A 24,503-nucleotide genomic window follows, 5' to 3' on the forward strand; every position below is an offset into this window, starting at 1 on the left:
CCCGTTCCCCACGATTTGATATCTGATCACATCTTGGTCCAGACGAGAAACTCGCCTCACGGCGCGCCGACCTCCTTCGCCAGCGGCACGGTCAGCTCACCCGCCGCCATCGCGCGCATCGTGGACACGGCGTCACTACCCATCGGGAACGGCCAGTCGCTCCCGGCCAGCACCCGATCACGTCCGAACGTCGCGCCGAGCAGCTCCAGTACGGCGTCGTCGTGCACCAGATCGTCAACGTAGAACCGGCGCAACGCGTCCGCGACCGGCAGCGATGGCGGCTCGACGCCCGGCCTGGCCGTGTCGATCCCCCGCTGCCACCGGCCGGCCAACGCCGCCGTCACACCACCCCCATGGCACAGGCAGAACCGGATCCCCGGAAACCGCCCCGGCACATCCGCGAAGACCAGAGTGGCCGCGGCCAGTCCTGTCTCGTACGGATTCCCCAACAGATTCGTCAAGTAGAACGACTCAAGCCGCTTGTCGTCACTATGGCTCGGGTGGATCAGCGTGAAGGCCTCCAGCGAGTGCAGCACCTGCCAGACCGCGTCCAGCCCCTCGTAGCCCGGCACACCGAGAGCAGTACCAAGGGCAAAGCCACTGAATACGCCCTCACGAGCCAGAGACGCAGCAACCGCTGGTGCGGCCGCATCGAGCAGTGGCAACTGGCCCAGCACGCGCAACTGAGGTGTAGCGAGCTCACGAAGCCCTTGGTTCACCAGTTCGGCCCACTCGACACCGGCGTCGTACCGGAACAGTGCGGGCGGCACAGACACCACAGCACCGTCCAACTGCTGTTCGTCGATCCATCGCAGCAGTGCGGCCGGGTCGGCGAGGCGCCTCAATGGGAGCCGCTGTCCGTCCACCACCAGCGAGCCGTCATCGACGGACAACCCGAACTCACCCCTGTGCGCCGCCGACAACACAGTCGGCGGTATCAGGTGGGTATGGACGTCCCAACCGGCCATGTCAGCGAGCGTCCTCGTCGTTGTCGTAGAACGACGGCCGCTCCGGGTAGTGCGGCCCGTCGTACACCTCGAGCAGGACAGAGGTCTCTTCGGCGAGCGTAGGCCCGTGGACGCTGCCCTTGGGGTTCCAGTAGAAGCTCCCCTTGGTCAGCGTCGTACCGGTCGGCAGGTACACGTAGCGCCCGGACAGGCAGAACATGAACTGGTTCGACGCATGCCTGTGCTCCGTCGGGATGCCGGAGCCCTTCTCGAACCGCACCAGTGCGATCGACGCCTCGGTCTCCGGGTCACGCCACAGCATCTTGTGGGACAGCCCGGCCAAGGACTTGTCCACCCACTCGAGGTCTTCCGTCTGCAGCAACACCTCGCGCAGCGGCTCGCCAAAGGAACTCATTCAGCCCTCCTGCGGTACAGGCCGGCCAGTGATTGCGGTGTAGAGCTCCTCCGCCACACCGGCGCGCAGGGGCGCCACGGCGGCGATGTGCCCGTCCGGCCGAACCAGGACGACGCTCTCCGGCGGTACGCCGTACCTGTTCGTGGCAATGCTTCCCGGGTCGAACAGCGCGCGGTCACGCAGACCTGAGTCGTGCGGCGCGTCCCACCGGGAGATCGCGTAGTGCTTCAAGGCAGGCGACTCGTTCAACGGAATGTCCGGCCGACGACGTACGTCGGTGAAGTAGAGCGCAACAAACGAGTCCCGGCAGAGCTCATGGACCGTCACCCGCCCAGAGGGGCCCTGCAGCTGAAGGTCCGGAGCCCGGTCACCGGCTCGTACGGCGGGTGGCTCGGCAGTGGTGGCCACCATCGACCAGTCCCCCTCACCGGCCACGTCCAGCCGCACACTCAGCAGGGTCCGGGTGTACGCCGTCGCCCAGTCACTGCCCGACACCGTCACCGCACCCCGCTGGTGGGACATGTACTTGCGAGCCGCCTCGGCCATCTCACCGGACCCATTGATGGCCACCGGCCGCTGCTCCTGCTCATAACCATCCAGCAGCGTCTCGTCGGCCCAGCCCCGCAGTACCCAGGCCAGCCGCCACGGCAGGTTGGAGGCGTCCAGTGCTCCAGTGTTCAGCCCCAGTGCCCACATCGGAGTGATCAGGTGGGCCGCATCGCCCATCAGGAACACCTTGCGGTCCACCGACCATTGGTCCGCGACCCGGTGGTGCACGTTGTAGACCACCGAGCCGAGCAGCTCGATCCGGTCCACCTCACCGATGAACTGCTTCACCTTGACCAGCAGGTCCTCGTCCCCCGGCGGCTCGGCACCCGGGGCGAGCGGGAACAGGAACCGCCAGTTGTCCGGCTGCCGGATCAGCACCATCCACTCGGAACGGTCCGCGAAGTACGCCAGGTAGGGGTAGTCACGCGCGTTGTCGACGTCCAGGTCGACCACGACGTCGATCAGCATGTAGCGCTCGGGCAGGGTCTCCCCCACCACTGTCACACCGAGCGCGTCACGGACCTTGCTCCGCCCGCCGTCGCACGCGAGCAGGTGCGACGCCTCGATCTCACGCGGCCCGTCCGGCGTCTCCAGCTGCAGCACGACCCGGTCGTCCTGGACGTCGAACGACGTCAGCCGATGCCGCGTCAGTACCGGCTGCTTCAGCGCGCCCGCGAGGATCGGCTCCATCTTCTGCTGCGGCAGGTTGATCACGAACGGGAACTGGGTGTCGTTGACCAACTCAGCCAGCCGCACCGAGGCCCGCGGCGTGTTGCTGGCGCGATCGATGTCCCCGATCTCGTCGATCCGCAGTGCCGCCGTCAGGATCCCGTCGACCGCGCCGTACCGGTTCCAGATCTCCAGGGTGCGGCTCAGCGTCGTACCGGCCTTGGTGTCCGAGGACAGGACCGCGTCCTCCTCGAGCAGCACGAACGGTACGCCGTAGTGCTGCAGGCCGAGTGCCGTCGTCAGGCCGATCGGGCCGGCACCCACTACGGCGACGGGCAGCTGGTCAGCAGTCACTCATCACTCCGCAAAGGTCGCTAGCTTGGCAAAGGCCCGCTCCCGGGTCAGCACTGACCCGGTCATCGCGGCCGCATCGGACAGCAGGAACAACAGCGGGCCGACCACATCCTCGGGGTCCCCGATACCTATGGTGTCCTGCCAGTGCTCCCGGTCCGTTCCGGCGTTCGCACCTCGGAACTGTTCGGTGTCGATCACGCCTGGCGCGGCCACGTTCACCCGCACCCGGTGCTCGGCCACCTCGGCCGCCAGCGACTTCGCGAAGGCGGTCAGCGCGGCCTTGCTCGACGCGTACGCCGCCGCACCGGCGTACCCGGTGACGGCCAGACCCGACGTGAACACGACCACCGATCCGGACCGCCGCGACACCATGTGCGGTACGACGGCCTGACACGCCCACACCACGCCGTCGAGATTCACCTGCAGCGTCCTGGTCCACTCGGCCGGCTCCAGCTCGACCACCGGCGTACGACGCTGCACAGCCGCTCCCGCGACCAGGCCGTCGATCCGCCCGTAGCGCGACACCACCGCCCTGACGGCCGACCCCACCGCCGATCGGTCCGCGACGTCCACTTCGACGTAGTCGACATCGAAACCAGGCTTCACCACGTCGAAGACCACCGCAGTACCCCCGCAGGCCGTCACGGCCCGCGCCAGCGCCGCTCCGATGCCCTGCGCGCCGCCGGTGATCACCACGACCTCACCGGTCGCGTCGAATGTCACCTTCATGACGTCTCCTTCTGCTTCGACGGGCCGTGCTGGTCCCCCTCGGCCCGCCTCGTCATGGTCTCGGTGATCCGCTGGAACGCGCCAGCCAAGTGGTTCCGCAGCGCCCGCTCGGCGGCATCCGGGTCGCGCGCGACACACGCGTCCAGGATGGCCTGGTGCTCCACCCGGTTCTGCTCGATCAGTACGGCGGTGGGCCGGCTGCCGAACCTGTACCGCTCACTGTTCTGCCACACCGGCTCGATCGCCCGGGCAAGCCACTGCGATCCGCCGGCCCGGTAGATGGCGAAGTGGAAGTCCGCATGTGCCTGCCGAGCACCCACCGAGTCCTGGGCGCGGGACAGCCGAAGGTGCTCGGCCAGTGCGGCCGCCGCCTTCTGCAGATCCTCCTCGCTGAAGTGCACCGCCGCCGCCCGTACGGCGAGACTCTCGAGCGCCAGCCGGGTCTCGTGCGTGTCCCGCAGGTCGTCCAGCGACAGGTCCCGGACCCAGGCACCCCGGTGCGGGATGATCTCGACCAACCCGAGTGCCTCCAGCCTGCGCAGCCCTTCCCGGACCGGCATCTGGCTCATCTCCAGGCGACTCGCCAGCTCGACCAGGCGCAACGGCGTACCACTGGGAAGCTCTCCCGACAGGATGAGCTGGTGCAGCTCAGCGGCCGCGTGCTCGGCGAGAGTACGACGCCCTCCCCGGCCACCACCTGGTAGCAACTCCAGTGGACCGCTCATCCGCGTCCTACCCTGTTGCGGAGTTCGCCGATCTTGTCGGCCCGGGTGACGACCACATCGCCCTCCTGCAGGAACACCTGCGGCTCACGGGCGTTGCCGATGCCTGCAGGCGTGCCAGTGAGCAGGAGGTCACCAGGGCGCAGCGTCATACCGAACGACAGCTCACTGATGAGCGTGGCTACGTCAAAAGCCATCTGACGCGTTGACGCGTCCTGCCGCACCTCACCATTCACCAGACACTGCAGCCGAACGTCTTGCGGGTCACCCAGCTCGTCGGCCGTCACGATCCACGGGCCGAGCGGCATGGTGCTGTCGATGCTCTTGCCCTTCAGCCACTGCCCGCCGTGTGCCCGCTGCAGATCGCGCTGCGAGACGTCGTTGGCCAGCGTGTAACCCCAGACGTAGTCCAGTGCCTCCGCGGCAGGGATGTCGCGGCCGGCCTTGCCGATCACCAGTGCGAGCTCCGCCTCGTAGTCCCACTTCGCCGAGATGGCCGGATCCCAGGCGATGTCGTCGTACGGGCCGATCACGACGTCCGGGCCCTTGGTGAAGAACGTCGGGTGCTCGGGCCGGTCGACATCCTGGCCCTCGCGCTTACCGCGACTCTCCTCGAAGTGATCCCAGTAGTTCCAGCCGGTGCACAGGATGTCCCGGCGGAAGCGCCGCAGCGGCGGCCGCAGAATCCCTTCACTGTAAGGGATTCTCTCGCCACTGCCGGCGACGTCACCCAGGATCACCGACGTCAGGTCGGTTGCCGAGAGCAACAGTACGGAATCCCCGTCGAGCACGCCCGGCCGCTCCCGGCCCGCGTGCGCCACCATCACGTACCTCATCTCAGGTCCACTCGACGCCACGCACAGGATCACCCCCGGTCATGAGACCACCGCGATCGCGTTGATCTCGATCAGGTAGTCGGGGTGCGCGAGTTTGCTGACCTCGACCATGGTCGAGGCCGGCAGCGGTTCGGCGAAGTACTGCGCCCGGATCTCGTGGATCTTGGCGAAATCCTCCATGTTGCGCACGTACACGTCCACCCGGCACACGTCCGCGAGCGTGCCGCCGGCCGCGCGCACCGCGGCCTGCACGTTCTCGCACACCTGACGGGTCTGCTCCCGGATGTCGCCGACGCCGGCGATACTGCCGTCCTGACGGCGCGCGGTCATCCCGGAGACGAACACCAGTCGCCCGGTCGCCTCGATCGTGGTGGCCTGCGAGAACACCCCGAACGGGGCGTGCAGTTCGGTCGTCGAAACTTGCGTCTTCGGCATCAGTCGAGCACCCCTCCGGCCGGTATGACGGCGCCGACCACCCGCGCGGCCGCGAGCAGGCCGTCCAGCCCGGACCTTTCGATGAGGACACCGTGCTGCCGCTGATGTGCGGCCCGTTCAGCCTCGATCTCCCCCGGCAGGTACAGCCGGTCCACCCCGGGCGCCGTCGCGCTGCCGCGAACCCGGGCCGCCAGGCCGGACGAACGTTGCCGGAAGTTCTCCAGCCCGCCGAGCAGTTCCGGGTCGATCGCCAGGAACAGATGCGCACAGTCGTTCGGCCGGTCCGGCTCCCGGTACAGCGGCCGCACGTGGTCGCCCCAGCCGCCGCCACTCAGTACGCCGGTCAGTACGTCGATCATGAGCGCCAGCCCGAACCCCTTGTGCCCGGCGGCCGGCAGCAGCATGCCGAGGACCGCCTCCTCCGCGTCGGTGGTCGGAGTTCCGGACGGGTCGGTCGCCCAGGTGTCCGGGATCGGCCGCCCGGCCGACGCGGCCAGCCGAATCTTGCCCAGGGCAACAGCCGACAAGGCCATGTCCAGCACGATCTCCACCCCGGCCGAGGTCGGGACCGCGATCGCGAGCGGGTTGTTGCCGACGATCCGCTCGGCCCCACCGGGAGCCGGCATCAGCGGCGTGGTGTTGGACATTGCGACACCGACGCAGCCCGCGTCGCCGGCCTGCATGGCCCAGCGGCTGGCCGCGCCGAAGTGGTGCGCGTTGCGGACCGACACCAGGCCGATCCCGTACCGGCCGGCCCGGTCGATCGCGTGTCCCATCGCCTGCGGGCTGGACAATTGGCCCATCCCGCCGCGCGCGTCCACGACCAGCGCGGCGCCGGCGTCGTACAGGATGTCGAGCTCGCGTTCCCGGGTGACGCCGCCGGCGTTGAGGCGTTCGACGTACATCGGGACGAGCATGACGCCATGTGAACTCACCCCGCGCAGGTCCGCCTCGACGAGTGCGGCAGCGATCTTGGCCGCGTCGGACGGGTCGAAGCCGAGCGCGCTGAAGACGGCCGAGACGGTCGCCTCCAGCCAGACCGGCCGCACCAGCACCCGCCGGTCGGCGTCCGACGCTTGCGCGGTCATGGGGCCTCCCGCCCTGGACTGAGGAGCGGAGAGAGCGAAGCGACTGGAGCGACGAGGGAAGGCCGGGAGTCAAAGCCCCATGACCCGCCGCGCGGCAGCGCGGCAATGTGCACAGTCATGGGGCTCTCACCGCGTCTCCTGCGCCCAGGGGAGGAACAGGTACTCCAGCAGCACCAGCCCGTAGAACAAGACGATGCTCATGATGCTGAGCAGCGTGATCGCGGCGAACGCCAGCGCGGTGTCGGCACTCGCGCCGGACTGCTGGATCACGTACCCCAGGCCTTGGGTGGCACCGACGAACTCGGCGATCACCGAACCGATCACGGCCAGCGAGATGGCCACCTTCAGACCGGTGAAGATCTGCGGCATCGCGTAGCGCAGGCGCAGCTTGAAGAACTCCTGCGCCCGGCTCGCGTTCAGCGACCGCAGCAGCTCGACCAGCTCGGCCGGGGTGGACTTCATCCCCTGCGCGGTCGAGATGACGATCGGAAAGAAGCACATCAGCAGCACCATGACCACCTTGGGCCACAGGCCGAAGCCCATCCACACCACGAGCAGCGGCGCGACCGCGATCTTCGGGATCGCGTTCACCATCAGCAGCAGCGGGTAGACCAGCCGCTCCAGGATCACCGAGCGGACGATCAACAGCGCGATCGGGATGCCGATCACGATTGCGAGCAGGAACCCCTCGATCGTCTCCAGGAACGACGTACCGGTCTCCTGCAACAGGTACGCCGGCTGGTCGAGGAACGTCCGCAACACGTCGTACGGCGTCGGCAACAGGTACGACTCGATCGTGAAGACGACGGTGGCCAGCCACCACAGCGCGATCGCACCGAACAGGCCGACGACGGGCAGCAGGACGGCCGCGGTCGGCGACGTGGTGAGCCAGGAACGCTTCTTCACGGCCGCACCTCGTCGACCGGGTGGGACTGCTTCTCCGCAAGCAGACCGTGCAGCAGGCCGCTGATCTGCGCGACTTCGGTCAGGTGCGCGTTCTGGCCGAGGCTGCGCGGCCGCGGGATGTCGATGTCGACGACCTCACGCAGCCGCCCCGGCCGCGGCGTCAGCACGACCACCCGGTCGGCCAGTACGACGGCCTCCTCGATCGAGTGGGTGACGAACACGATCGTGGTGGACAGCTCCATCTTGATCCGCTGCAGTTCCTCGGACAGCTCGGTCCGGGTGAGTGCGTCGAGCGCGGAGAACGGCTCGTCCATCAGCATCACCTGCGGGTCGCGGATCAGCGAGCGGCACAACGACACGCGCTGCTGCATCCCGCCGGACAGCTCATGCGGCAGCCGCCGTTCGAAGCCCTTCAGCCCGACGAGGTCCAGCAGCTCGTGGGCCCGGTCCCGGTACGCCACCCGGCCTTTTGACTTGCCCTGCTCTGCGTCACCGCCGTCGATCTCGACCGGCAGCATCACGTTGGACAGCACCGACCGCCACGGCAGCAGCGCCGGCCGCTGGAACATGAACGACACGTCGCGGCGCGGCCCGGTGACCGGTTCCCCGGCCACCGCGACCGTGCCGGACGTGGGGGGTAGCAGTCCGGCGATCAGCCGGAGCAGGGTGGACTTGCCACACCCGGACCGGCCGATCAGCGTGACGAACTCGTTCGGCCGGACGTGCAGGTCGATTTCCTCGAGGGCTACGACCCGGCCCTCGCGTCCGTCGAAGACCTGCCCCACGCCGTCCAGCCGGATCATCGGGTTGGTCTCAGCCCTTCGGTGCCAGGTCGACGGTCACCACGTCGGCGGGCTTGATCGAGCCGGCCGGCTCGATCGCCTTCGCGTCGTCGAGCAAGGTGATGATCTTCTGCACCCGGGTCGGGTCGACCGCGCCCAGCGGGCCGTTGAAGTCCTGCGGCTTCACGTACGGCTTCATCAGCTCGAGTTCCTTGGTGGCCACCGCGAGGTCGGTCTTCGGCACGTACTTCTTCAGGATCGCGGCCGCGGCGGCCGGGTCGTCGATGGTGTCCTGCAGACCCTTGAGCAAGGCCTCGGTGAACTTCTTCACCTGGTCCGGGTGGTCCTTGGCCAGGTCGCTGCGGGTGATGATCGCGTTGCCGTACAGGTCCGGCAGCTTCTCGCCGTACGGGAGGGCGATTGCCTTCTTCTTGGCCACCCCCTCCACCAAGGGCAGGCCGACCACGAACTGACCGATACCGTTCACCTTGTTGGAGGCCAGCAGGGTCGGCAGCGCCGGCGGCGGCGACGGGACGAAGGTGACCGACTCCGGGTCGATGCCGACGGCCTTCGCGTAGACCGGGAACATGACCTGGTTGGTCGAGCCCGGCTGGTCGCCGATCCGCTTGCCGACCAGGTCCTGCGGCTTGGTGATGCCGCCGCCCTCGAGGGCAACGATCGCGGCGAGCGAACGCTGGTGGATCATCCCGACCGTGGTGACCGGCAGCTTCTGCTTGCCCAGCGTGATCACGGTGGCGGTGAAGTCGCCGATGCCGTAGTCGGCCTGGCCGCCGGCGACCAGTTTCATCACGTCGACCGTGCCGGAGCCCGGGTTGATGGTGACGTCGAAGCCGGCGTCCTTGAAGTAGCCCTTCTCCAGGGCGACGTACGCGTAAGCCTCACGACCGAAGGTGTTGAACGAGGTCAGATAGCTGACCTTCTGCAGGCCCGAGTCCTGGCTCTGGCCTTCGTTACCGCTGTTACACGCACTGACCAGGGCGAGCCCCAGGACCGCCATCAGAGCGACGGCGGAACGCCTCAACCTCATATCGTCTCTCCTCCGATATTTGATCAAACATCAAATATGGAAAGGTGGTCAAACCGGCCCCCGGGGACTTCACAGCGACTTTACGTCCACTGCGCCGGGTCCCGCAGAGCCCGCTTGCCACCCGTCCTGGAGCCGTTCCCCATACCTGTCCGCACCGCACAGGCATCCCGCCCCGACCACAGACCGTACCTGTCCGGACAGCAGATCGCGACGCCGAGCCGACTCCCAACCGTCCCTACCCCGTCAAATCTGTGTAAACCCTCAGTTTTGAGTGATCCACCCCACGTGATCAGTCGCGGACTCAAGGGTTGACCGTCGGCGCGCTTTCCCTCCAGGAGTGGAAGGTGCGGTCCGTGGTCGGCCGGGGAGTCAAGAGTTGCCCGTCGGAAGGGTTCCCTCCGGGGAGGGAGGCGCGGGGGCGGCGGGGTTTGGGACCATGGTCGGGTGGTGGACGGGCTGGTGCGTGAGTCGGCGTCTTCCGGGCGTGCGCCGACGCGTCCGGCGGGCCGGCTCCGGCGTACGGCGTACCACCTGATGCGCGGCGTGACGTGCCTGGGCCGCGCGTCGACGTACCTCCGGTGGGTCTACCTGCTGCTCGGTGCGGCGCTGGTGCTGGCGTTCATCCTGGTCGACAGTGCGCTCGGTTCGCTCGCGCAGGATCTGGACCTGCCGGTGGTTGCCAGCGGCATCGTGATCGCGATCCTGGTCGTCGGGCCGCCGATCGCGCTCGGCATCCTGCCCGCGGTCCGCGAGGTCGAGGGCATCGCGGTCGAGTCGCTGCTCGGCGTACGGTTCGAGGAGCGTCCGCTCGGTCCGGCCCGGACCTGGGCGCAGCGCCGCCGGACGGCGACCTGGTTCTGCCTCCACCTGGTCACCGGCGGCATCGTCGGCAGCCTCAGCACGATCGTGTTCGGCGTCGGCGCGGTGTTGCTCGCGGCACCGTTCCGCTCCCCCGGCCGGCACGAGCTCATCCCCGACGTCTCGTACCGGACCACCGGCGGCTGGTCCGATCTCTGGATGCCCGCGGCCGCACTGGCTGGGATCGTCGGGCTGTTCCTGCTGTCCGCCGCGGTCGGCGCCCTCCTCGCCTACCTCGCACCGCGCGTCCTCGGACCGACACCGGCGGAGCGTATCGAGCTGCTCGAGCGCCGTACGGCGATGCTTGCCGAGCGCAACCGTCTGGCCCGGGAGCTGCACGACAGCGTCGGGCACGCGCTGAGCCTGGTCACCATCCAGGCAGCCGCGGCGCGCAAGGTGCTGGCGACCGATCCGGAGTTCGCCGAGACCGCACTGGCGGCGATGGAGACCTCGGCCCGCAACGCGCTGGCCGACCTCGACCACGTGCTCGGCCTGCTGCGGGACGACCGGCGGCCCGGTTCGCAGACCGCCCCGCAGGCGACCCTCGACGATCTTCCCCGACTGGTCGAGGCCACCCGGGCCGGCGGGATCACGGTCGAGGTCCAGCGCGAGGGCGACCTGAGCCGGCTGCCGGCGGCGGTCTCGCGGGAGGCGTACCGAATCGTCCAGGAGGGCCTGACCAACGCGATCCGGCACGCGGGCCGGTCGCCAGGCCTGCTTACCGTCGACCTGTCGATCCGGCTGGACGCATCCGGGCTGCGACTCGAGCTGACCAATCCGGTCAGCGACGGGGGGTCGGATCACGCTGGTGGTGGACGCGGCCTGGCCGGCATCCGTGAAAGAGTCGCCGTACTGCGAGGCACCGTGGACGCGGGCCTCGACGGCGACAGCTGGCGACTCGCGGTCAGTCTGCCCATCGCAGTAACGACGAAGGGATGACATGAACCTGTCGGTGGTCGTGGTCGACGACGAGCCGCTGATCCGCAGCGGGCTGCGCGCCATCATCAACGCCGAGCCGGACCTGACGGTCGTCGGTGAGGCCGGTGACGGCGCCGAGGTCCTGCCGGTGGTGCGCCGGACCGGTGCCGACGTCGTCCTGATGGACGTCCGGATGCCTGCGGTCGACGGCATCCAGGCGACCCGCCTGCTGCTGGAGAACCTCGACCCGGCGCCGCGCGTGCTGGTCGTGACGACGTTCGAGAACGACGACTACGTGTACGACGCTCTGCGCGCGGGCGCCTCCGGGTTCCTGCTGAAGCGGACCCCGCCGGACGACATCATCGCGGCGATCCGGACGGTCGCGGGCAGCGAGTCACTGCTCTTCCCGGAGGCGATCCGGGCGCTGGCGCTGGCGCATGTGGGCGCGCAACCGTCGCGTCCGGCCGGGCTGGACGAGTACCAGTTGACCGAGCGGGAGCAAGAGGTGCTGCGCCTGATGGCGAAGGGGCTGTCGAACGCGGAGATCGCGGACGAACTGATCCTCGGCCTGCAGACGGTCAAGACGCACGTCGCGAACGTGCTCGCCAAACTCAACGCCCGGGACCGCACCCAGGCCGTGATCCGCGCCTACGAGTCAGGCTTCGTCCCGCTGCACTGACGCTAAGCCCGGTCGATGGCTTCTTCGGCCAGGTCGCAGGCGTTGTGGACCGGGTCGATGGCGTTGGCCTTCATCGCCACCCGCTGCAGCAGCATCCGGAAGCTGGAGCGTTCGGCCTCGTCCAGGCTGCCCAGGATCTCGTCCTCGGCCGTGCCGAGGCGCCGCTCCAGCTCACAGAGCAACTCCTGACACTGCGCCGTCGGCACGATCAGCCGCGCCCGCCGGTCGGCCGGATCGGCCTGCCGTTGCACCAGCCCGGCCTTCTCCAGGTCGTCCAGCAGGTACGTCATCACGGTCCGGTCCACGCCGAGCTGCGCGGCCAGGTCAAGCTGTCGCCGCGGGCCTTCGGCGACCGCCGTGGCCAGCACCTGATAACCCCGCGGCCCACCGGGTACGTCCTCCAGCGCCGCGGCGGCCGCCTTCGCATACCGGCGGAATACGACACCCAGCGCCCATCCCAGGTCGGACTCGACCGGAGTGCCGCTGGCAACCCCCGGCTCCACCCCTGCGGCGCCACGACGCGTCACCTCGCGGGCGACCCGCCCCTTGACGTCGGGCGAAGTACTGGTCATGTCCCCATCGTACGTGGTGTATGCCACCCGAAATACGATCTGACTTGAATATGTTCTGCTTAGCAGATTATCTTCAGAGCAGCTCATTCCGAGCATGCCCCTCACGATGGAGACAACCTGAGATGACCACCCTGTTACGCGTCGATGCCAGCCTCCGGCTGGACGGATCGGTCAGCCGCGCGCTGGCGGACAGCGCCGAGGCCGCCTGGAAGGCGGAGCACCCCGACGGTGTCGTGGTCCGGCGCGACCTCGGTCAGTACCCGCTCCCGGCAACCGCCTGGCCGACCCTGGTAGCCGCCAAGTTCGGCACCGAGTCCGCCGACCTCGCCGAGGCCCGGGCTCTGGCCGAGGAGCTCGCCGCCGAGATCAAGAACGCGGACGCGGTCCTGCTCGCCGTACCGCTCTACAACTTCGGCATCGCCCAGCACGTGAAGGCCTGGATCGACCTGCTGCTCATCGACCCCGAGCTGGTGTACGGCCCGAGCCCGATCGCCGGCCGGCCGGCGATCCTCACGCTGGCCCGCGGCGGGGGCTACAGCCCCGGCGCCCCGAAGCACGGCTGGGACCACGCCACGCCGTATCTCGAGCGCATCTTCGGCGACGTCTTCGGCATGAACGTCCGGATCGCCGCCGCTGAGCTCACCCTGGCCTCGGTCACCCCCGGAATGGAGCAGCTCATCGACGCCTCCAAGGTATCCGAGGCCGAGGCCCACGCCGCCGCCGAGAAGCACGGCACCGTGGTGGCCCGCGAGCTCACCGCCAACGCCGCCTGACGCCCGTCGCGCGGTGGTGCCGAGCTCGAGCCGGCATCACTCAGCGAGCGCGGCGCGCCCTGGACCATGCCATCGATACCGGAGAATTCAGGCGATCCGCCAGGTGGACAGCGTCACCGACAGCGTGACCACCGCCGGCTGCGGCAGTACGGCGATCCGAGCCGCGAGCTCACGGTGATTCAGATGTCGTGCACTCGGCGTCATCAGCACCAACTGTTCGATCGCGGTGCGGTCGAGCCGCATCGCCGACTCGACGATCTCACTGCCGACCTGGTCGAACCTCCCGGCCAATGAGTCCTGCAGGCGTCGTTCCTTCTCTTCGTCCACCTTGACCAGCCCGAGTACGCCGACCAGTTCGGCCAGGTGCTCCTGATTCGGCGTCACCACGAGTAGCCTGCCGCCCGGCGCGAGGACGCGGGCCATCTCGGCGGCGTTGCGCGGGGCGAACACATTCAGCATCAGCTGCGCCGAACTGTCGAGCAACGGCAGTTCCCGCCACGCGTCGCACACCACGGAACCGATCCGCGGATCCACCTTGGCCGCGCGCCGGGCGGCGTACCTGGACACGTCCAGCGCGATCCCCCGCCGCCCGGCCGTCGCGCCGACCACACCGGCCAGGTAGTACCCCGTCCCCGAGCCGACCTCGACGACCAGTTCCTCACCGGCGACCCGAAGTCCGTCGTACGCCGTGCTCTGCCGGATCACCGCGTCGCGGATGGGCGTGTAGTGGCCGCCGCCGAGGAAGACGGTGCGGGCGCCGATCATCGCAGCCGAGTCACCGTCGATCCCGGTCGATGCCGAAGGCAACAGATTGAGGTAACCCTGCTTGGCCAGGTCGTAGGAGTGGCGGCGCGGACAGCTCGCGGTCCGGCCACTCAACGCGAGCGCGTCACCGCAGACGGGACAGCGCAGTACGGCCACGAGGTCGGCATCCACCGGCCCATTGTCTCAGCCGTTGATGTCCCGGCTCGTGATGCGGGCCCAGGCGGCAGCGTAGAAGACAACCAGGTAGGCGCCCTGCAGCAGCAGGTTGCGCTCGATCGCGTCCCAGTACGGCGGATCACGCAGCAGGTCGGCGAACGACGTCCAGCCGTACATCAGCAGCCACGGGTGGATCACGTCGATCTGCGGGATCGCACTGAGGATCCCGGACACGACGAACGCGCCGAACGTGGCCGCCATCGCCGCCAGCGGTGTCGACGTGAGCGACGACACGAACAGGCCGATCCCGGCCAGCCCGAGCATCGAGAGCGCGATCAGCACGGCGATCCCGAGTGCGCGGAGCAGACCGTCGGCGAGCGAGACGGTCGTCCCGGAGAGCAGCAGTACGTCGCCGACCGGGAACAGCACCACGCCGGCGATCAGGCCGGACAGCCAGATCGTCATCGTCGCGACCAGGCAGAACACGGCGAGCGCGACCATCTTGGCGGCCAGCAGCCGGGACCGGCCGGCCGGAGCGGTCAGCAGGTTGCGGAACGTGCCGAGGCTCGCCTCACCCGCCAGCGACTCCCCTGACATCACCGTGACGGCGGTCGGCAGGAAGAACGGCAGCGAGATCCCGAGGCTCGCGACGATCAGGAACAACCCGTTTCCGGCGACCTGGCCGAGGAATCCCTCGGCGTCACCCTCGGATCCGGACAGCTTGATCGCGACGCCGATCATCACCGGAACCGCGGCGAGGACGGCGAGCAGCACCCAGGTGCGGGCTCGTCCGAACACCAGGTGCAACTCGGACCGGAAGAGGGCCAGCGTGTGCCGGCCGGCACTCGGCCGGCCCACGTTCACGGCCTCGGCAACCACCGTGCCACCGGCCGAACCCTGCCCGGCCGGAACCTCACCGCGCAACGGCTCGCCGGGCGAGGTCTCACTCGGCGACGTTTCACTCGGCGACATCGAAGCCCTCCCCGGTCAGGGCCACGAAGGCGTCTTCGAGGCTGGGGCGTTCCAGGCCGAAGCCGTGGATGCGGACGTCGGCGGCGACCAGGGCGGCGGCGAACTTGTCGATCGGCAGCTCACCGGCGTCGCCTTCGACGGTCTCGGCCGTGGTCTTCAGGTCGGTGACGCCGAGGCTCCGCAAGGTTTCGGCGGCTTGACCGAGGTCCGGCGTACGGACGACCAGCCGGGGACGGAGCTCGGCGCGCAGCTCGGCGACCGTGGACTGGCGGACGAGGCGACCGCGGCTCATCACCGCGGCGTGGGTGCAGACCTGTTCGACCTCGGCCAGCAGGTGGGTCGAGGTGAAGATCGTGGTGCCGTCACTGGCGAGCTCGCGGATGAGGTGGCGGACCTCGCGGGTGCCTTGCGGATCGAGACCGTTGGTCGGCTCGTCGAGGACCAGCAGCTCGCGACGCTGCATCAGGGCGACCGCGATGGCGAGCCGTTGCCGCATGCCAAGCGAATAGGCGCGCACCTTCTTGTTCGCCGCGTTGGACAAGCCGACGCGCTCGAGCGCCAGGCCCGCGCGGGCCTTCCGCGTCGTGGGGTCGGCGGTCCGGTCCGCCGCGTCGAAGCGGAGCAGATTCGCCTGCCCGGTCCAGAACGGATAGAACGCCGGTCCTTCGACCAGGGCACCCACCCGGGGCAGCACCCGCAGCTGGGCCTTCGGCATCGCCTCCCCCAGCAAGTCCACCGACCCCGCCGTCGGCGTGATCAGCCCGAGCATCATCCGGATCGTCGTCGTCTTCCCGGACCCGTTGGGCCCGAGAAATCCGAACACACTCCCGGCCGGTACCTCGAGATCAACCGAGTCGACCGCCACCTGCCCACCCCGGAACCGCTTCGTCAGCCCCTTGGTCACCACAGGCGGTGACGAGCTGGGACTTTCCACGGTTAGCGTGGAGCCTTCGGCGCGGCGGCTACCAGCGTGTCTGGGCTGACCAGGCCGACCAGGACGCGGCCGTCGTCCATGACCAGGGCGTTGACCATCTTGCTGGACAGGATCTTGCCCTTGCCCCAGGAGCCTTCGACCGTACGGGCGTTCGCGAGCAGCTGGCCGACCGGACCGGTACGAGTGAGCTGCACGTCGCGGAACGCGACCACGGACTCCCAGCCCTCGCCGATCACCGTCGGCTTGTCGTCAGCACTCGCCTTGGGGCCGACCGCCTTCGGAGGCTTTACCGGGCTCGGCACCTGCCGGGTGGCCGGGACCTTCTCCTCCTTCACCTTCACGCCCTTCGGCGGGGTGAACGCGAACGTGCTCGCCGCCGGTACGTCGAACGACACCGAGGAGAAGCCGAGTTGTGCCGCCGGATCCGACCCGGTGCGCGGCATCACCGTCACCTCGAGTGGCACCCACGTCTTCGAGTCGATCGCCAGCGTGACCGATCCGACCGTCGACTTGTCGGTCTTCGGCACCAGGCGCAGCTTGTACGCATCCCGGCCGGCCACCTCCTCCGTCCCGCTCACCTCGATCTTGGTGGTCGGGTCGATCGCGGCCAGGAACTGCTTGGCCACCGCGGACGGATCGTACGACTCCGGGACCTCGGGCTTGGCCGGCCGCTTCGTCCGGGCCGGCAGGGTCAGCTTGACCGCCTCGCGCTCGGACGAGTCGTACGCCCACGCGGTCTTGCCGTCGGTCGTCCAGACCCGCTCGGCCATGTTGTCGAGCACGGAGACGCGCGCCTTGTCCGGGCTGGCAACGGCGACCCGGGCGGTGTGCTCACCGGTCAGCAGGTCGGGGATCTGGTTACCGCCCTCGACCCCGGGCAGCGCGGGCAGGCCGAGATCCGCCGAGGACCGGACAGTGCCGCTCAGACCGTCGACCTTGGCCGTCTGGACCTTGGTCAGCAACTCCTGCGCGGTGATGTCGGGCAGGTTGGGTGACGCGTCCGCGACCACCGGACCGAGCGTGCCCACTCCTGCGATCACCGCGACTGCTGTGACCGGTACGAACCACCGTCGACTGCGCTGCGCTATCCCCATGGGTCAAGACTCGCACCGTGACGAGGCGGAACCAAGGGATCTCAGGGTCCCTTCCCCCAAAAGAGTGAGAGCGCATACCACCAGCGCAGTACGCCGGGAGTACGACGTACTGCGCTGGGTGGATGTCAGCGGCTCTGGAGAGCGTCCAGCGCCACGGTCATCGCGGCGGCGACCCGGAAGTCCAGCCGGGGATCCTGGACCGTGATCCGGTAACGGTCGCGGACCGACACCTTGCGCTCGACCGAAAGCACCGGCTGACCGGTGGCGCGGTCGGTGTAGTCGAAGTGGAAGATGAACGGCAGCGGGATGTCCCCCACGAACGGGACGAACTCCCAGACCCGGCGCACGATCGCGATGGTGGGGTTGCGCTCGGTGCCGTCCGCCTCCAGCCCGGCCGCGGCCAGCTGCCAGCTCGACCGCAGCAGGCTCTTGCCGAACTCCTTCTTGAACCACCCGATCGGCTGCCCGTTCGCGTCGAAGACGTCGTACCCGGACCCGAGGTCGATCGTCTTGCGCGCCTTGAACGAGAACACCGCCTGCGACTTGGAGTCGTCGCTGTAGAAGGTGACCTCCTCCTTGAAGGCCATCCGCTTCTGCTGCGCGAACGCCAGGAGCTGCCCGTCCGAGCCGTCGGGGTTGGTGGCGATGAGTTCGTACTTGTTCGCCATCATGGTGATCCGCTGCTTCATCGAGAACGCGGGCACGTACATGGGCGCTTGACCTTGGGGTGGAACCGTCATGTGGACGAGTCTGTCACCCCGACCAGGCCACTCCACACGCCCGGGCACCAGCCCGCAGCCCGCGCGCCAAGCCGTCAGCCAGCTCGGACTGCTCTACGACCTGTACGGCGAGCTCCCCGACCCCCTGCAGCGCCAGGTCACGTGCGACCTCAAGACCTAGCTCTACCGCCTCCACGGGCGTACGTGCGGGCCGCCAAAGCACTCCGAAGTCGGCCACGGGCCTATCCGGTCCCAGCTGTACGACGATTGCGTCCGCCTCGCCCAGGCACGTCGCCGGATCGCCGCCCACGACCACCCGCACCCGCTGCCGGCCAACAGCCTGTACGGCGTTCTCACTCGCCCGAGCCGCGTCCTCGTAGATAGATGTGGTGCCCCGCTGACCCCACTGCTCGTGGTGAACGGCCCACGCGAGTGGACGCCGCGCCGCCCAGCCAGTCCGCACCAACTCGGGTGCGGCCGCGAACTCCTCGACATGGCCGATGCAGAGGTACCCGACGAGCTCCACGTGTGCTGGAAGGTCCAGTACCGCCGCGACCTCACCGGGCTCGAAGAAGGACACCCAGCCGACCCCGAGTCCTTCCGCACGCGCGGCGAGCCAGAGGTTCTGGATGGCGATTGCCGCCGAGAACCAGGTCGTCCGCGGATCCGCGTGGCGACCCAGAACGTGCCTGCCGCCGCGGCCCGGGTCGCAGGTCACGGCGATGTTCAGCGGAGTGTCGAGGATGGCCTCGATCTTCAGACCGTCGAACGCCTGCCGCCGGTCCGGCGGGAGGGACGCGGCGAACGCGTCCCGCTGGGCAGTGGCCAGGTCATGCACCTTGCGGCGGGTGGCGATGTCGCGGATGAGCAGGAAGTCCCACGGCTGGCTGAGCCCCACACTCGGCGCCCGGTGCGCGGACTCCAGCACTCGCAGGAGTACGTCGTCCGCAATCGGCTGGTCGACAAAGCCGCGCCGCACGTCCCGGCGCTCCGCCAGCACTCGGTGCACCACGTCCCGCTCAGTTGGCGGGTAGCCCGGTGCGGCCGGGAGTCGACCAACCGCTGCGGTCGCATTGACCGACAGGCGCTTGGTGACCACCAGCTCGGCGCCCGTCAGGAGCACGGCTGCCTCAGCAACGCTGGCTGTGCCCTTGAGCTGCTCGACCTGCTCGCTGGGCGTCGGCACCGGCTGACGTGCCAGCTCAGCAGTAGGCGCAGTGTGGAGCTGCGCGTTGATGGACGCCACCAACCGCTGCAGCCCTGGCTCCGTCTCGCGACCGTCTACAGTCACGACCATCCGCACGTCTCCCCCGCCGGCCGCAGCCAGCGCGGCGTCGACCAGGTCCCGCAGTTCGCGGTACGACGTACCGGACCGGAGGCCGACGCCGACGACCAGGTTCACTTCTCCATCCCGGCGTGAACACGGGCCGCCGCCACCAGGCGCGCGGGTACGTCGGGGGTCGCCGTCCAGTGCAGATGCAGGTACGACGCGTGCACGCGGGGCTGGGCGATTCCCTCGACGCCACCGGGGAGATACCAGGCGGGATCCACCTCGGTGTCGAGGTCGACCGTCGTCCGGTGGAACTCGTGGCCGCGGACGCGGCGACCCTCGTCGAAGAACGTGGTCGTGGTCGCGGCGATCGCCGTACGGTAGCCGAGGGTCAGGCTGCCGGTCATCCGGCCGGTGGCGGGGAGGACGCCGGTCATCGGGTGGCCGTCGAGCTCGCGGCAGAGGTAGAGCAGGCCGGCGCACTCGGCGATCACCGGGAGGCCGGCCGCGATCTCGGTCGCCACCTGGCGGCGGAGCTCGGCGTTGGCGGCCAGGGCTTCGCCGTGCAGCTCGGGGAAACCGCCGCCCAGGTACAGGGCTGATGTGGCTTCAGGCAACGGATCGGACAGCGGGTCGAAGGTGACGACATCCGCGCCGGCCGCGACGAGCAACTCGGTCGTCTCGGTGTAGCGGAACGAGAACACTGGACCGCCGGCAACGGCCACGACCGGGCGTCCCTCCTCGGCCGGTGTCACTTCGGCAGCCGGGTCCCAGGCCTCGACGTCGAGCTCCACCGCCGTGCGGGCAGCCGCGACGAAGGCCTCGAGGTCGACGCCCTGACGGACCAGCCCGGCGGCCGCATCAACCGCGTTGACGGCCTGTTCACGCTGTTCGTCGGCCGGAACGAGACCGAGGTGCCGACTGGGCACAGTGAGCCTGGTGTCCCGCCGGAGTACGCCGAGAACCGGTACGCCGGTCGGTGCGACCCCGGCCCGGACCTCGGCCTCGTGGCGATCCGAGCCGACCTTGTTCAGGATCACGCCGACGATCCGCACCTCGGTGTCGAAGGCAACGAAACCGTGGACGACGGCACCGACACTGCGGCCTGCCGCCGACGCATCGACGACGAGGACGACGGGGGCCTTGAGCAACTTCGAGACATGCGCCGTGGACGCGTACCCCTCGGTCCCGAGAGCGCCGTCGTACAGGCCCATCACGCCCTCGACGACGGCCAGGTCAGCACCCGCGGCGCCGTGTGCGAACAGCGGGGCGACGCGTTCCTCGCCTTGCAGCATGGGGTCGAGGTTCCGGCCCGGCCGCCCGGTCGCGACGGAGTGGAAGCCGGGGTCGATGTAGTCGGGGCCGACCTTGAAGCCCGCGACCGTGTGCCCGGCCTGCCGCAGCGCCGCCATCAGGCCGACGGCGACCGTTGTCTTCCCGGCGCCCGAGGCGGGCGCGGCGACGACCAGCCGTGGGATCACCACTCGATGCCTTTCTGGCCCTTCTGGCCGGCGTCCATCGGGTGCTTGATCTTGGTCATCTCGGTGACCAGGTCGGCGGCGTCGAGCAGCCGCTGATCCGCGTTGCGGCCGGTGATCACGACGTACTGGTGACCGGGGCGGTTGGTGAGCGTGTCGACCACCTCGTCGACGTCGACCCAGCCCCACTTCATCGGGTAGGTGAACTCGTCGAGCACATAGAGGTCGTGTGTCTCGGCCTGGATCCGGCGCTGGATCTCACGCCAGCCCTCGAGCGCGTCGGCGGCGTGGTCCTCCTCGGTGCCGGCCTTCCGCGACCAACTCCAGCCCTCGCCCATCTTGTGCCACTCCACCGGACCGCCCTGACCCGTTGCCTCGTGCAACTGGCCGAGCGCCTTGAACGCGCTCTCCTCGCCGACCTTCCACTTCGCGCTCTTGACGAACTGGAACACCCCGATGCTCCAGCCCTGGTTCCAGCCACGCAACGCCATTCCGAAGGCGGCGGTTGACTTCCCCTTCATGTCGCCGGTGTGCACCATCAGCAACGGGCGGTTCCGCCGCTGGCGTGTGGTCAGGCCGTCCTGCGGTACGACGGCCGGCTGTCCCTTCGGCATGTCAGGCGACCTTCCGCTCGGTGACGGTGCGAATGAGGTTGCCTGCGGCAACTTCACCGAGGTCGAGGTACTCCGCGGACAGCGTGACCGCCAGCTCCGCGGCCAGTCCGAGCCGTACGCCGCGATGCGGTTCACAGTCGACGACCACGGTCGCGATCCCTTGCTGGGCAAGCCATCCGGCTGCTTGCTGGGCGCGTGCGAAGGCGTTGTCGCCGTGCGTCGCCCGGCCGTCGGTGACGAGTACGAGCAGGGGCCGGCGACGTGGGTCCCGGATGGCGGAGATCCGTAGTACCTCGGCCGTTTGCAGCAGCCCTTCGGCGAGCGGCGTGCGACCACCGGTGGGCAGCGATTCAAGCCGGCGTACGGCGGTCTCCACGCTGCCCGTCGGCGGCAACGCGACCGTGGCGGCGGCACCGGCGAAGGTGACCAGGCCGACGGTGTCGCGGCGCTGGTAGGCGTCGAGCAGGAGCGAGACGATCGCCGTCTTCACCTCGCCCATGCGCTTCTTCGTCCCCATCGAGCCGGAGGCGTCCACACAGAACAAGACGAGGTTGCCCTCGCGCCCTTCGCGTACGGCGAGGCGCACGTCCGAGGGCCGTACGTCGAGGCCGGGGCCGGAACGTCCTCGGGTGTGCTGGTGCGGGGCCGCCGACCGGATCGTCGCCAGGAGGTGCGGCCGGCCGGACTCCCGCCCGACCCGCGGCCGAGCTCCCACCACGCGACCCACGTCGGTGATCGCCCGGGAACGTCGCCCCGCAACCCCCGCGCCGGCGGACTGGACGCTCAACAGCCGGGCTTTGTACGGCTCGGAGCTGCCAACGACCTCGCCGGTCGGCGCCGGACCGGGCTTGGCATCGCCGCCATCCGGCTCGGCCGGGTCGGAGTCGGTCCGGTCCGCTGGATCAGCCGAGTTGCCGCTGTCGGGATCCGACGGGCCGGAAGGATCCGTGCCCCCACCCCCGGGACCGTCCGGGTCGTCGTCTGGGTCGGGTGGCGGGGTGCTGTTGTTGATGGCCTCTTCGAGCTGGTCGTCGTCCAGGCCGGGGGCGTCGAACGGGTTGCGGCGCTTGCGGTGTGGCAGGGCGAGTTTCGCGGCCGCGCGTACGTCGTCCACCTCGACGACCGTCCGGCCGGACCAGGCGGCGTGGGCGACCGCCGTACGCGCGGTGACGAGGTCGGCGCGCATGCCGTCGACGTCGAAGGACGCGCAGATCTCGGCGATCTGGCGCAGCGCGGAGTCGGTCAGGATCACCTCCGCCAGCAGGTCGCGGGCCTTGACGATGCGCTCGGCGAGCTCGCGCTGGGCTCCGTCGTACTTCGCCGTGAAGCCGGCCGGGTCGGCCTCGTAGGCGAGGCGGGCCCGCATCACCTCGACGCGGACGGCGGGGTCGCGGCTGGCGACGACGTCGACGGTCAGGCCGAAGCGGTCGAGGAGCTGCGGGCGGAGCTCGCCTTCCTCCGGGTTCATCGTGCCGACCAGGACGAAACGCGCCGGGTGAGTGACCGAAACGCCGTCCCGCTCGACCGTCGCCCGGCCCATCGCGGCGGCGTCGAGCAGTACATCGACCAGGTGGTCGTGCAGCAGGTTGACCTCGTCGACGTACAGCAGCCCGCGGTGCGCCGCCGCGAGCAGCCCTGGCTCGTACGCCGTGACGCCCTCGGCCAGCGCCCGCTCAAGATGGAGCGACCCGAGCACCCGATCCTCGGTAGCGCCAACCGGCAACTCGACCAGCCGAGCCGGACGTAGCTCCTGGTCCTCGCCGTGCGGACCGTCCGGGCAGGCCGGCTCCGGGTGATCGGGGTCGCAGGAGAACCGGCACCCCGAGAGGACGTCGACCGGCGGCAGGATCTCGGTCAGCGCCCGCACGGCGGTCGACTTGGCCGTCCCCTTCTCTCCCCGGATCAGCACACCGCCGATCGCGGGTGAGATGGCGGCCAGGATCAAAGCGAGTTGGAGATCCTCCATGCCGACCACCGCGGTGAAGGGGAACCCGGCGTCGGCCCGGAGCCCGCGCGGGGCGAGGTTGCCTGGAGTGGTCGGAGCAGGCCGCATCGGCGGGTCCCTTCGTCGAGCGGGTGTCCACGCCCGCTTCGGCAGCTGGTACGCCGTACCGCGGTGATCGCAGCCCGGCGGACGGGCGCGGATGTCCTGGCTCCCGGGTCTCCCCGGTCACAGTGGCGGGACCGCCCCGGACTCTCACCGGGTTCCTCCACAACCGTCGGCCCGATCATGGCACACCCCACCCCCACCCTCAGCGACGAGGTTCACATCAACCACCTGTCGCGACGGATTCACTTCACCGAGTCGTCGGTTGTGGTCGCTGTTCTCGCCAGACCCAAGCCACAATCGACGACTCGACCAGCGTGGGTAGCAAGCCTGTGGTGGTGAAGGGGCCCGAGGGCCAGCCGGTCGGCAGCGACGCGGACCTGCTGAGTTTTCATCGGTAGCCGGACAGGCGTTTGGCGAGGGCGGTGGCGGCTGTGTCGTCTTTGACCTCGCGGATGCCGATGATCGGGGTCACCGCGACGTACCCGGCGGCGAGGAGGGCCTCGTCGGAGCCGGGGACCGGGTTCGGGCTCGGTGGTTCGAGTTCGATCATGGGCTCGCCGGTCGGTGCGGTCGCGCCGGTGAGACGGGAGCGCTTGATCGGCGCGAGCGATGCGTGGCGTACGCCGGCCAGCTGGTCGAGCGGTCGATCCGGGACGTTGATGGTCAGGACGGTCCCGGCCGGCTCCGGCACGATCCAGGTCAGTGCCTCGGCGGCGACCGCACCCGCCGTCGCCCAGTGCGCGGGATCCTCGGAATCGATGCTCACGGCAACCGCCGACTTCCCTTGGCCGGCCGCGGTCAGGGCAGCGGCCACGGTGCCGGAGTGGAAGATCGGTACGCCGATGTTGTGCCCGCGATTGATCCCGGACACGACCAGGTCCGGGATCGCCCCGAACGCCCCGACGGTCGCCAGCGTCACCGCGAGGGCCGGCGTACCGTCGATGCCGTGGTAGGTGATGCCGCCCGCTTCCTCCGAAGCGGTCCGGATCGGGCGGCCGACCATCCCGGCCCGGGCCGACCCGACGCCACTCTGGTCGTCCAGCGGCGCCACCACCAGTACGTCGTACCCGAGCTCGGCGATCGCCGGTGCGAGGGCCCGGATCCCAGGAGCCTGATAGCCGTCGTCGTTGGTGATCAGGACTCTCAGATTCTCGGGCGCCATACGCTCCAC

General features: G+C 69.4%; 25 protein-coding genes and 1 riboswitch. Of the genes, 3 read left to right on the forward strand and 22 right to left on the reverse strand.

Annotation, left to right across the window (positions count from 1 at the left end; all coding sequences use genetic code 11):
• Positions 1–56 precede the first annotated feature (56 nt).
• The 11 genes from AB0F43_RS00580 to AB0F43_RS00630 all read right to left on the reverse strand — a co-directional run bounded on the left by AB0F43_RS00580 (position 57) and on the right by AB0F43_RS00630 (position 9,480).
• The gene (locus AB0F43_RS00580) at positions 57–968 is read right to left on the reverse strand and encodes an amidohydrolase family protein (protein ID WP_360468693.1); all 912 of its coding nucleotides are present in this window, start codon (positions 966–968) and stop codon (positions 57–59) included.
• A 1-nt stretch (position 969) separates the two neighbouring features.
• Positions 970–1,362, reverse strand: coding sequence for a cupin domain-containing protein (locus AB0F43_RS00585; RefSeq protein WP_360468695.1), 393 nt, complete (start codon positions 1,360–1,362; stop codon positions 970–972).
• Positions 1,363–2,934, reverse strand: a complete 1,572-nt coding sequence (locus tag AB0F43_RS00590; RefSeq protein ID WP_360468697.1) for an FAD-dependent monooxygenase — start codon at positions 2,932–2,934, stop codon at positions 1,363–1,365. It lies immediately after the preceding gene.
• Positions 2,935–2,937: 3 nt separating this feature from the next.
• Positions 2,938–3,663, reverse strand: coding sequence for an SDR family NAD(P)-dependent oxidoreductase (locus AB0F43_RS00595; RefSeq protein WP_360468699.1), 726 nt, complete (start codon positions 3,661–3,663; stop codon positions 2,938–2,940).
• Complete coding sequence (locus tag AB0F43_RS00600; RefSeq protein WP_360468701.1) at positions 3,660–4,388, reverse strand: GntR family transcriptional regulator; 729 nt, start codon at positions 4,386–4,388, stop codon at positions 3,660–3,662. The genes AB0F43_RS00595 and AB0F43_RS00600 overlap by 4 nt, the downstream gene beginning before the upstream one ends.
• Positions 4,385–5,221 carry a fumarylacetoacetate hydrolase family protein gene (locus AB0F43_RS00605; protein WP_360468703.1) on the reverse strand — a complete coding sequence of 279 codons (837 nt, stop codon included), beginning with the start codon at positions 5,219–5,221 and terminating at the stop codon, positions 4,385–4,387. Before AB0F43_RS00605 ends, AB0F43_RS00600 begins: the two co-directional genes overlap by 4 nt.
• Before the next feature lie 39 nt (positions 5,222–5,260).
• Positions 5,261–5,656, reverse strand: coding sequence for a RidA family protein (locus tag AB0F43_RS00610; protein WP_360468705.1), 396 nt, complete (start codon positions 5,654–5,656; stop codon positions 5,261–5,263).
• On the reverse strand, positions 5,656–6,744 hold the full coding sequence (locus AB0F43_RS00615; protein ID WP_360468707.1) for an Ldh family oxidoreductase: 1,089 nt from the start codon (positions 6,742–6,744) through the stop codon (positions 5,656–5,658). Before AB0F43_RS00615 ends, AB0F43_RS00610 begins: the two co-directional genes overlap by 1 nt.
• 126 nt (positions 6,745–6,870) lie before the next feature.
• Positions 6,871–7,650, reverse strand: a complete 780-nt coding sequence (locus tag AB0F43_RS00620; protein WP_360468709.1) for an ABC transporter permease — start codon at positions 7,648–7,650, stop codon at positions 6,871–6,873.
• On the reverse strand, positions 7,647–8,453 hold the full coding sequence (locus AB0F43_RS00625; RefSeq protein WP_360468711.1) for an ABC transporter ATP-binding protein: 807 nt from the start codon (positions 8,451–8,453) through the stop codon (positions 7,647–7,649). Before AB0F43_RS00625 ends, AB0F43_RS00620 begins: the two co-directional genes overlap by 4 nt.
• Before the next feature lie 10 nt (positions 8,454–8,463).
• Positions 8,464–9,480, reverse strand: coding sequence for an ABC transporter substrate-binding protein (locus AB0F43_RS00630; protein WP_360468713.1), 1,017 nt, complete (start codon positions 9,478–9,480; stop codon positions 8,464–8,466).
• Between the two features lie 444 nt (positions 9,481–9,924).
• Here AB0F43_RS00630 and AB0F43_RS00635 point away from each other — a divergent pair, with 444 nt between their 5' ends.
• The gene (locus AB0F43_RS00635; RefSeq protein ID WP_360468715.1) at positions 9,925–11,277 is read left to right on the forward strand and encodes a histidine kinase; all 1,353 of its coding nucleotides are present in this window, start codon (positions 9,925–9,927) and stop codon (positions 11,275–11,277) included.
• Between the two features lies 1 nt (position 11,278).
• Positions 11,279–11,935 carry a response regulator transcription factor gene (locus AB0F43_RS00640; protein WP_360468717.1) on the forward strand — a complete coding sequence of 219 codons (657 nt, stop codon included), beginning with the start codon at positions 11,279–11,281 and terminating at the stop codon, positions 11,933–11,935.
• 2 nt (positions 11,936–11,937) lie between these two features.
• On the opposite strand, the gene AB0F43_RS00645 is transcribed toward AB0F43_RS00640, so the two are convergent.
• Positions 11,938–12,507, reverse strand: coding sequence for a MarR family transcriptional regulator (locus AB0F43_RS00645; protein ID WP_360468719.1), 570 nt, complete (start codon positions 12,505–12,507; stop codon positions 11,938–11,940).
• 122 nt (positions 12,508–12,629) lie between these two features.
• Here AB0F43_RS00645 and AB0F43_RS00650 point away from each other — a divergent pair, with 122 nt between their 5' ends.
• On the forward strand, positions 12,630–13,280 hold the full coding sequence (locus tag AB0F43_RS00650; protein WP_360468721.1) for an NAD(P)H-dependent oxidoreductase: 651 nt from the start codon (positions 12,630–12,632) through the stop codon (positions 13,278–13,280).
• Between the two features lie 87 nt (positions 13,281–13,367).
• Here AB0F43_RS00650 and AB0F43_RS00655 read toward each other — a convergent pair whose 3' ends face one another.
• The 10 genes from AB0F43_RS00655 to surE all read right to left on the reverse strand — a co-directional run bounded on the left by AB0F43_RS00655 (position 13,368) and on the right by surE (position 24,494).
• Positions 13,368–14,216, reverse strand: coding sequence for a putative RNA methyltransferase (locus tag AB0F43_RS00655; RefSeq protein WP_360468723.1), 849 nt, complete (start codon positions 14,214–14,216; stop codon positions 13,368–13,370).
• A 12-nt stretch (positions 14,217–14,228) separates the two neighbouring features.
• A complete protein-coding gene (locus tag AB0F43_RS00660; RefSeq protein WP_360468725.1) occupies positions 14,229–15,173 on the reverse strand; it encodes an ABC transporter permease in 945 nt (314 codons plus the stop codon).
• Positions 15,160–16,107: an ABC transporter ATP-binding protein gene (locus AB0F43_RS00665; RefSeq protein WP_360468727.1), complete on the reverse strand. Its 948-nt coding sequence runs from the start codon at positions 16,105–16,107 to the stop codon at positions 15,160–15,162. Before AB0F43_RS00665 ends, AB0F43_RS00660 begins: the two co-directional genes overlap by 14 nt.
• 2 nt (positions 16,108–16,109) lie before the next feature.
• Positions 16,110–17,147, reverse strand: a complete 1,038-nt coding sequence (locus AB0F43_RS00670; protein ID WP_360468729.1) for a hypothetical protein — start codon at positions 17,145–17,147, stop codon at positions 16,110–16,112.
• A 179-nt stretch (positions 17,148–17,326) separates the two neighbouring features.
• Positions 17,327–17,941, reverse strand: a complete 615-nt coding sequence (locus AB0F43_RS00675; RefSeq protein WP_360468731.1) for a hypothetical protein — start codon at positions 17,939–17,941, stop codon at positions 17,327–17,329.
• Between the two features lie 13 nt (positions 17,942–17,954).
• Positions 17,955–19,322 carry a 5,6-dimethylbenzimidazole synthase gene (gene bluB, locus AB0F43_RS00680; protein ID WP_360468733.1) on the reverse strand — a complete coding sequence of 456 codons (1,368 nt, stop codon included), beginning with the start codon at positions 19,320–19,322 and terminating at the stop codon, positions 17,955–17,957.
• Positions 19,319–20,671, reverse strand: a complete 1,353-nt coding sequence (locus AB0F43_RS00685) for a cobyrinate a,c-diamide synthase (RefSeq protein WP_360468735.1) — start codon at positions 20,669–20,671, stop codon at positions 19,319–19,321. Before AB0F43_RS00685 ends, bluB begins: the two co-directional genes overlap by 4 nt.
• Positions 20,668–21,282 carry a cob(I)yrinic acid a,c-diamide adenosyltransferase gene (gene cobO, locus AB0F43_RS00690; RefSeq protein ID WP_360468737.1) on the reverse strand — a complete coding sequence of 205 codons (615 nt, stop codon included), beginning with the start codon at positions 21,280–21,282 and terminating at the stop codon, positions 20,668–20,670. Before cobO ends, AB0F43_RS00685 begins: the two co-directional genes overlap by 4 nt.
• 1 nt (position 21,283) lies before the next feature.
• The gene (locus AB0F43_RS00695) at positions 21,284–23,335 is read right to left on the reverse strand and encodes a putative cobaltochelatase (RefSeq protein ID WP_360468739.1); all 2,052 of its coding nucleotides are present in this window, start codon (positions 23,333–23,335) and stop codon (positions 21,284–21,286) included.
• Between the two features lie 83 nt (positions 23,336–23,418).
• A riboswitch (cobalamin riboswitch) is annotated at positions 23,419–23,523 on the reverse strand.
• 197 nt (positions 23,524–23,720) lie between these two features.
• A complete protein-coding gene (gene surE / locus AB0F43_RS00700) occupies positions 23,721–24,494 on the reverse strand; it encodes a 5'/3'-nucleotidase SurE (protein ID WP_360468741.1) in 774 nt (257 codons plus the stop codon).
• Positions 24,495–24,503 lie beyond the last annotated feature (9 nt).

Origin of the sequence: Kribbella sp. NPDC023972, from assembly GCF_040639075.1 — a bacterium.
GTDB lineage: Bacteria > Actinomycetota > Actinomycetes > Propionibacteriales > Kribbellaceae > Kribbella.